Origin of the sequence: Candidatus Neptunochlamydia vexilliferae (assembly GCF_015356785.1) — a bacterium.
Taxonomy (GTDB): Bacteria; Chlamydiota; Chlamydiia; order Chlamydiales; family Simkaniaceae; genus Neptunichlamydia; species Neptunichlamydia vexilliferae.
Window position 1 is genome coordinate 1 of sequence record NZ_JAAEJV010000073.1, and the last position, 7,373, is coordinate 7,373.

The 7,373-nt window shown below is 47.8% G+C and carries 7 protein-coding genes and 1 tRNA gene; all 8 read left to right on the plus strand.

The window, feature by feature from the left end:
• Window positions 1-178: 178 nt before the first annotated feature.
• Complete coding sequence (locus NEPTK9_RS08585) at window positions 179-1,018, plus strand: hypothetical protein (RefSeq protein ID WP_194848423.1); 840 nt, start codon at window positions 179-181, stop codon at window positions 1,016-1,018.
• A 111-nt stretch (window positions 1,019-1,129) separates the two neighbouring features.
• A tRNA-Ser gene (locus NEPTK9_RS08590) sits at window positions 1,130-1,216 on the plus strand.
• Window positions 1,217-1,405: 189 nt separating this feature from the next.
• A complete protein-coding gene (gene dnaB, locus NEPTK9_RS08595; RefSeq protein ID WP_194848424.1) occupies window positions 1,406-2,845 on the plus strand; it encodes a replicative DNA helicase in 1,440 nt (479 codons plus the stop codon).
• A gap of 67 nt (window positions 2,846-2,912) precedes the next feature.
• Window positions 2,913-3,005: an AURKAIP1/COX24 domain-containing protein gene (locus tag NEPTK9_RS10055; protein WP_194848425.1), complete on the plus strand. Its 93-nt coding sequence runs from the start codon at window positions 2,913-2,915 to the stop codon at window positions 3,003-3,005.
• A 5-nt stretch (window positions 3,006-3,010) separates the two neighbouring features.
• Window positions 3,011-4,828 carry a tRNA uridine-5-carboxymethylaminomethyl(34) synthesis enzyme MnmG gene (gene mnmG / locus NEPTK9_RS08605; RefSeq protein ID WP_194848426.1) on the plus strand — a complete coding sequence of 606 codons (1,818 nt, stop codon included), beginning with the start codon at window positions 3,011-3,013 and terminating at the stop codon, window positions 4,826-4,828.
• 182 nt (window positions 4,829-5,010) lie between these two features.
• Window positions 5,011-5,511: a response regulator gene (locus NEPTK9_RS08610; RefSeq protein ID WP_194848427.1), complete on the plus strand. Its 501-nt coding sequence runs from the start codon at window positions 5,011-5,013 to the stop codon at window positions 5,509-5,511.
• Window positions 5,508-5,888, plus strand: a complete 381-nt coding sequence (locus tag NEPTK9_RS08615) for a hypothetical protein (RefSeq protein ID WP_194848428.1) — start codon at window positions 5,508-5,510, stop codon at window positions 5,886-5,888. The genes NEPTK9_RS08610 and NEPTK9_RS08615 overlap by 4 nt, the downstream gene beginning before the upstream one ends.
• A 144-nt stretch (window positions 5,889-6,032) precedes the next feature.
• Window positions 6,033-6,761, plus strand: coding sequence for a lipoate--protein ligase family protein (locus NEPTK9_RS08620; protein ID WP_194848429.1), 729 nt, complete (start codon window positions 6,033-6,035; stop codon window positions 6,759-6,761).
• Window positions 6,762-7,373: the final 612 nt, after the last annotated feature.

A 7,373-nucleotide genomic window follows, 5' to 3' on the forward strand; every position in this document is an offset into this window, starting at 1 on the left:
TGGAAATGCTATTTCCTTATAGTCCCTCCATGGACGAAATTTTAGTAGCTTAAAAATGGTTAGGGGGGCTATTCAAATTTTTTATTCCGGGAATTGCTGTTCACCCAATCTTAACTTGGACAAAAAACAGTCTAAGCGTTATAAAAATGGAGACAAACGGTCCCCAAAACGTATAATTATGAGATTTTTATCTACATTGATTGTCCTCGGAGGTTTAGGCTATGCGGCTTGGCACTTTAGTGACTCGCAACCCGACCTAAAAAATAAAGCGTTGGAGATGATCCATACCGCTGGCACCTTCCATACCTTAGAAGCCCGCTTTACAGCGCGCCAAATCATGGATAATGAACGATTTGCCCTTTTAAAGGATGAAAAACACCGTTACAGTGAACCTTCTCTCCGTTTCCACCCCTATCTTTTGATGGAGGTGAAGTTTACCAACCGAGATTATGAGACCGAAGAAGGAATTATCCTGTGGGATCTGATCGAGGGGGAGATGGTCCTCGATACCCGCTCGTGGGAAAAAACCCATGGCTTTGCCGACTGTATCAACGCCAATGCTGACCGGTATGAGTATAAGATCCTCACCACGATTGCCGAAAATGGAGGAAGAGCTGACAGGCAGACGCTGATGCATGCTCTCAGTCTTGAATCCCACCTTTTTGAGGCGTGGATCGACCGGGCGCGGAAAAAAAAGCTCGTTGTCCAACATGGAAACCACTATCAGATCCACCTCCATAAACCCGTTGTTAGTGTCCACCCTTCGACCTTTATCGCTACTCCTCTTGTCACAAAAAGCAGCAAGCATAGTGAAAGAATTTCTAGACGTTATTCCCCTTCACAGATCAAAAAAGCGGCCGAAGCAGCCTTTGGCACCGACTTTGCGATCCGGAGCACCCGGGATGTTTTCCTCCCGATTTACACCATCACGGTCCAAAATCCTGATGGCTCGCTCCATACTACCCACTGGAATGCCCTCAATGGAAAACAGGTCCATCACTCCAACCTCATTGAATAGCACCTACTTTTTCTGACTTGAGTTAATATTCCCCAAACCGTTAATATTGTTTCTTACTCTAATGGGTAGGTATTCCATAGGGGGATTAAATCCTGAAATACCTACCCCTACGGAAAGGTGGCTGAGTGGCCGAAGGCACGTCCCTGCTAAGGACGCGTATCCGCAAGGGTACCGAGGGTTCGAATCCCTCCCTTTCCGCATTTTCACCCTAAAAATCGACCCTTCATGACACTTAGGTGTCAAATTTTGACATCTAAGTGTCATCCAGGAGACATACTTACTGACATGTCCTAAAAACGTCAAAATATGCCATTTTTAGGACATGCCATACTTTTAAATGAAGCTGAAAACCTTTCCTTTTTTCCACAGCAAATATAAACTGAAGAAATGTCAGAAGAAAAAAAAGCAAAAGTCAAAATAGCCCCCAATTCGAAAGAGTCAGAGATGATGGTCTTGGGGTGCATGCTCACCAAGGTCAACAGTCTCAATGTCGCTGCCGATGCTCTTCAAGCCAAAGACTTTTACTACGGCGAACACCAAATCATCTTTGATGTCCTAAAAGCGCTTTTTAAAAGTGACAAACCTGCCGATATCCACCTTGTTGCCGAAGAACTCAAGCGTTTAGAAAAACTCGATGACGTGGGGGGTGTGGGGTATCTCACAACGCTTGCTCAGTATGCGGGAACCTCTGCTTACATCGAAGAATATGTCGAGCTGATCAAAAATAAAGCGATTCTTCGGCGAATGATTTATGCCTCGCAAGAGATCGAAAAAGTGGCACTTGAAGAGCCGGGAGATGTGCACGGCGCTCTTGATGATGCCCAAGCTGCTTTCTTTGCCATTTCCCAGACAACCAATACCTCCGTTGGAACCCAGATCAAGGAAATCCTCTCGGGAGCCAAAGCAGAATCAGGACTCCCCTACCTTAAAGAGCTTGAAGACCGCCAAGAAACCTACCTCGAAAAAGGGGAAGATGCCCTTGCCTTTACCGGCGTTCCGACCGGCTTTGCCGACCTCGATAAAATGATCAACGGTTTGGCCCCCTCCAACTTTATTATCCTTGCCGGACGTCCTGGAATGGGAAAAACTGCCCTGGCCCTCAACATCGCCGAGCATGTCTCGTTTAAACACCAGATGCCTGTCGGCATTTTTTCCCTAGAGATGAGCGCCGAACAGCTCCTTCACCGGATGATCTGTTCTCAATCAGAGGTTGAATCAGCAAAAATTCAAACCGGTTCCCTAAATGGCTCCGAATATCAACGGGTTGTGGGCGCTGTGAACAAAATGCAAGAGATCAAGATGATCATCGATGATCAGCCCGGTCTCAAAATCACCGACCTCCGCGCCCGTGCTCGCCGGATGAAAGAAGCCCATGACATCCAGCTCCTCGTCATCGACTACCTGCAGCTTCTTTCGGGGTCTAGCCATTTTTCAGGAAGAGACAACCGTCAAGGAGAGATCTCTGAAATCTCTCGGATGTTAAAAACCCTTGCCCGGGAACTCAACATCCCCATCCTCTGCGGCTCCCAGCTCTCCCGAAAGGTCGAAGAGCGGACTGGCCACCGCCCCATGATGAGCGACCTTCGTGAATCGGGCGCCATCGAGCAAGATGCCGATATCGTCATGTTCCTCCTCCGTCGAGAATACTACGACCCCTACGACAAGCCTGGCCTTGCTGAGGTGATCGTCGGCAAAAACCGACACGGAAAGGTGGGGAGCATCGACGTCGCCTATAGAAAAGAGTTTGCACAATTTGCCAACTACACTCCCACAGACGAGGGGAGCCTCGAGGACAATTCCGAGGCTTTTGAGGCCTTCTCGCCATAGATAGGCTTTACTTTTTCTGCCCCACCTGTTACACTGTTAGTTTGTTATAGAATAATTTGAGTGATAGATGTCATCAGTAAAGAAAAAGCGTCGTCTGAAGATCTCGAAGCATAAGCGGAAGAAACGCCGCCGTCGCGATCGTCATAAGAAGAACAAATAATCCAAATGTGGGCCTATCCTGATCACTTTGATGTGATTATCATTGGTGGAGGACATGCTGGCTGCGAAGCTGCGCATGCTGCTGCTCGTATGGGCAGCCATACCCTCCTTCTCACCATGAATCTCGACACCATTGCCAAGATGAGCTGCAACCCCGCCATTGGGGGAACAGCAAAAGGACATATGGTCAGGGAAATCGATGCCCTTGGTGGTGTCATGGGAAAGGTCGCTGACCGAACAGCCATCCAGTGCCGGATGCTCAACGCCTCGAAAGGACCTGCCGTCTGGTCTCCCCGCGCCCAATCCGATAAACTCGCCTATCAAACCGAGATGAAACATGTTCTTGAAGATGTCCCCAACCTGGAGATCAAGCAAGGAACGATTGAAGCTATTGAAGTCGAAGAAGGAAAAACCGTCAGTGTCCGGATCCAAGAAGGGATCCGCTACTTGGGTAAGGCGGTGATCCTTTCTGCAGGAACTTTTATGCGGGGGCTTCTCCATATCGGAGAAACCAACTATTCCGGAGGGCGCGCTGGTGATAAGCCTTCTGTTGGCCTATCAAAATGTTTGGAAGATCTTGGCTTTACATTAGATCGACTGAAGACGGGAACTCCCCCAAGGGTCAACAGTCGATCGATCGACTTTTCAAAAACCGAAGAGCAACCTCCCGAAGACGGGGTTTATTTTTCGTTTGAGCGACAAGAAAAAAAGCTTCCCCAGATCTCTTGCTTTATTACCTATACCAATGACGCAACGAAAAAAATCATTCAGGACAACATCCACCGCTCTCCGATGTACTCGGGAAAAATTAAGGGAGTGGGCCCCCGCTACTGCCCTTCCATCGAAGATAAAATTGTCCGCTTTGCTGATAAAGAGCGCCACCAACTTTTCCTTGAACCTGAAGGGCTCAATACCAACGAGGTTTATGTGAATGGGATTTCTTCTTCCCTTCCCTTTGATGTGCAGTTTGCGATGATGCGGACGATTGCAGGGCTCGAAGAGGTGGAGATCATGCGCCCTGCCTACGCGATTGAATATGACTATGCGATCAGCGGCCAAGTCAAAAGCACCTTAGAAACCAAACAGGTCGAAGGGCTTTATTTTGCAGGGCAGGTGAATGGAACAACAGGGTATGAAGAGGCGGCAGCTCAAGGACTCATTGCTGGAGTCAACGCTTCCCTAAAAATTCAGGGGAAAGCCCCCTTTATCTTAAAACGTTCCGAAGCCTACATCGGCGTAATGATCGATGATCTCATTTCGAAAACCCTGGATGAGCCCTACCGGATGTTCACCTCGCGCGCTGAACACCGCCTTTTGCTCAGGCAAGACAACTGTGACCTCCGCCTTCGCGACTATGGCTATGAGCTCGGGCTGATCGACGAAAGAACCTACGCGAAATTTAAACATAAGAAAGAGACGATCGAAGGGGAAAAGGTCCGCCTCGATAAAACCCACCTCGAATATGAGGGAAAGGCAACAACCCTCGGCCGCCTTCTCTGTCGCCCTGAGTTTTCCTACGACACACTCCAAAAAACCTTCCCAGAAAAAGTGGCTGATCATGGAACCGATATTAACCGAGCGATTGAAATCGACTTAAAATTTGCTGGCTATATCAATCGAGAAAAAAAAGAGGTGGCAAAGCTCGAAGCGATCGACTCTCACCCAATTCCTAACCATTTCGATTACCAAAAAGTGGTCGGACTTAGAAACGAAGCGCAAGAAAAACTCTCCTACCACCGCCCGCAAAACTTAGGACAAGCCTCCCGAATTTCAGGGGTTTCGCCTTCCGATATTTCTATTCTCTTAGTGTGTCTAAAAAAATAATCCCACCCATGATTACGGCCTACTATCAAATGCTTGAATTTTTCTTTTTTCCTGGGCTTGGACATCCAAAAATCCCCCTACTTTACAAAGTATGTAAGATTTTTGGATGCCAAAGCCGAGAAAAAAATCGAAAATCCCTTCATTTGACATTAGGCAGTAATCATGGGTTATAATGGGGAAGTATGAACATCAAGCTAAAAAAACTTCCGACTCTCCTCCTCGTCAGTGACAACCCTTTAACGGTTGGGTTCTTTGAGGGAGTCGTTGACAAACTGGAAGAGTATGCCCTCATTACCTCCTCTTCCGAACGCGATGCACTCGAGTCGCTTGAGAAGGTCTTTGTCAGTTTCATTGTGATCGACGACAAGATCGTTGATACCATCGCTCTATGCTCCAAAATACGCGCCTTAAAAGAACACGAACATACCCCTATTTTGGTCATTACCGGCCAGCTTAAAAAGTCTTTCATCCGAAACGTGATGAAAGCGGGGGCAACCGATTTTTTAGCTGAGCCTCTAGAAGAAGATGAGTTTTTAATGCGGATGGAGGTGGCACAAAAAGCCACACAAACCCAAGCCAAAATGGTTTCCCTCTCTTCTCGCGTTCCCAAGCAAGAAGAAGATGCTTCCCTTGGGAAAAGAACGGTCAAGAAAAATCCCCCGAAGAAGGAGTCCTCCTCATGAGTCTAATCCTAGCAACACTTCTCGCAGCCCAAGCCCCCATCTACATGGCTCCCACCGGAGCCACTCCGGTGAAAAAGGAAGCACCAAAAGTGATTGCCGCCCTCGAACAACCGGCCCAACACAAGGGGCCTAGCGAAGTGATGATCATCTCCCCTGAAGGACGAGCCAAAGACCTCCAAGCCGCCATCGAATATCTAAAACAGAAAAACCCCACAGAAAAGCCCTCTGTAAAGCTAACAACCGGAATGGAAATCTCTAACATTATCGGCTTAGATGTGATGCCTGGTGGCACCCTTCTAATCTTTAAGGTGAGCACCCTGAAAGGAGCCAAATATAAGGTCGTTAAAATCGAGGAGATCGATAGTCTTGTCTACTAGAGGGTGTCGTCATAAGATGGTCAATAAAGAAGAACTTACTATGAGGGAAGTTCAAGGCGTCCGATGCAGGAAGCCCAAATCGGGCTTTCGAAGGAGGACAACGATGAAATTTCCCATAGGAAGGGCTTAAGGATTGATCATCTTATGACGACACCCTCTAAACTGAACCTTCTAGAGCTCCAAAACGTCCCCATCTTCGAGCAGCTACGGATCGAAGAGGCGCTCCTCCGTCTCAATGATGAAAACTGGTGCATCTTAAATCAAGGTTCGCCCCCCTCTATCGTGATGGGAATCTCCGGTAAACCCGAGACCCTCGTCAATACCACTAAGCTTGAAGAAAAGCCCATTCCCCTCATCAAGCGATATAGTGGCGGCGGAACCGTGGTCGTCGACCACAACACCCTCTTCGCCTCGCTGATCTTCGAAAAAAAGGTCCATGATTTCCCCTGCTACCCCGAGCCCATCCTACGCTGGTCAGAGTCCCTGTATCAAAAGGCCCTTGATATTCCCGGCTTCCACCTCCGTGAAAACGATTACGTCATTGGGGAACATAAGTGCGCTGGCAATGCCCAGTACATTAAAAAGGAGCGGTTCGTCCATCATACGACCTTCCTTTGGGATTATGAAACAAGCGCCATGGATTATCTTTTGTATCCGCCGAAAACTCCCAACTACCGCGACGGACGCTCCCACGATGCCTTCCTCTGCCGCCTTAAGGAGTTCCTCCCCTCAAAGGAAGTTTTCTTTAACCGGCTAAAGGAAACCCTTGCGGATGATTATGATCTTGAAGTGGCTACCTTAAATCCCCTTCTCCCCTTGCTGGGAAAACCCCACAGACAGACAACTTCAATAGAAAAAGCCCTGCGGCAATAAGGACGGTCTCTTTCAACCTTTTTGGTATTGTATCCAAGCTGCTTGGATACGGGTGGGTCCGTCACCTAGGGGACGCAAATTCCAAAATTATATTTGCGAAGTCCCTAGCGCTCTGATCCCCTAAAAAAGCTTATAGTTGAGGAGAATCTGTATCCTTATTAACAGGGCTCACCTACAGCATAATCGAAAAATAGGGAAATGTAAAGCCGCTTTACATCTAGGGGTGTGATTAAAATCCGTACTCTATGAAACCCCTTGGAAGCGGCTGGGGCATTTTCCTGAGAAAAGGCTAATAGGTGTTTGTCAAGTTTTCTAATAAGCTGGCCAAATCTGGTAGAAAACTTCCCGAAAGAAAGAGGGTTTTCATAGAGTACGGATTTTAATCACACCCTACATCTAGTGCTCCATCTCAAAAATCTTTGGGACAATTTGTGCCTAGATTTTCAGCTCTGGGGGCCTCGAAAAATCGAGAACATTGTCCATAAGACAAGGGGAGATTTTGAGAGGTCTCCAGGGGTCAACTACTCCTCCCTAAAGGAAGGAGCTTGTAGCTAGCGCAGTTGCTGCTACCATAGGCACGTTGACAGGTGCCCTTGCTGAGACAACAGACTC

What these genes read in the sequence shown, in the direction of transcription:
- NEPTK9_RS08610 (WP_194848427.1), top strand. Translation starts at nt 5,011, where the DNA reads ATGAACATCAAGCTAAAAAAACTTCCGACTCTCCTCCTCGTCAGTGAC.
- NEPTK9_RS08620 (WP_194848429.1), top strand. Translation starts at nt 6,033, where the DNA reads ATGACGACACCCTCTAAACTGAACCTTCTAGAGCTCCAAAACGTCCCC.
- dnaB (WP_194848424.1), top strand. Translation starts at nt 1,406, where the DNA reads ATGTCAGAAGAAAAAAAAGCAAAAGTCAAAATAGCCCCCAATTCGAAA.
- mnmG (WP_194848426.1), top strand. Translation starts at nt 3,011, where the DNA reads ATGTGGGCCTATCCTGATCACTTTGATGTGATTATCATTGGTGGAGGA.
- NEPTK9_RS08585 (WP_194848423.1), top strand. Translation starts at nt 179, where the DNA reads ATGAGATTTTTATCTACATTGATTGTCCTCGGAGGTTTAGGCTATGCG.
- NEPTK9_RS10055 (WP_194848425.1), top strand. Translation starts at nt 2,913, where the DNA reads ATGTCATCAGTAAAGAAAAAGCGTCGTCTGAAGATCTCGAAGCATAAG.
- NEPTK9_RS08615 (WP_194848428.1), top strand. Translation starts at nt 5,508, where the DNA reads ATGAGTCTAATCCTAGCAACACTTCTCGCAGCCCAAGCCCCCATCTAC.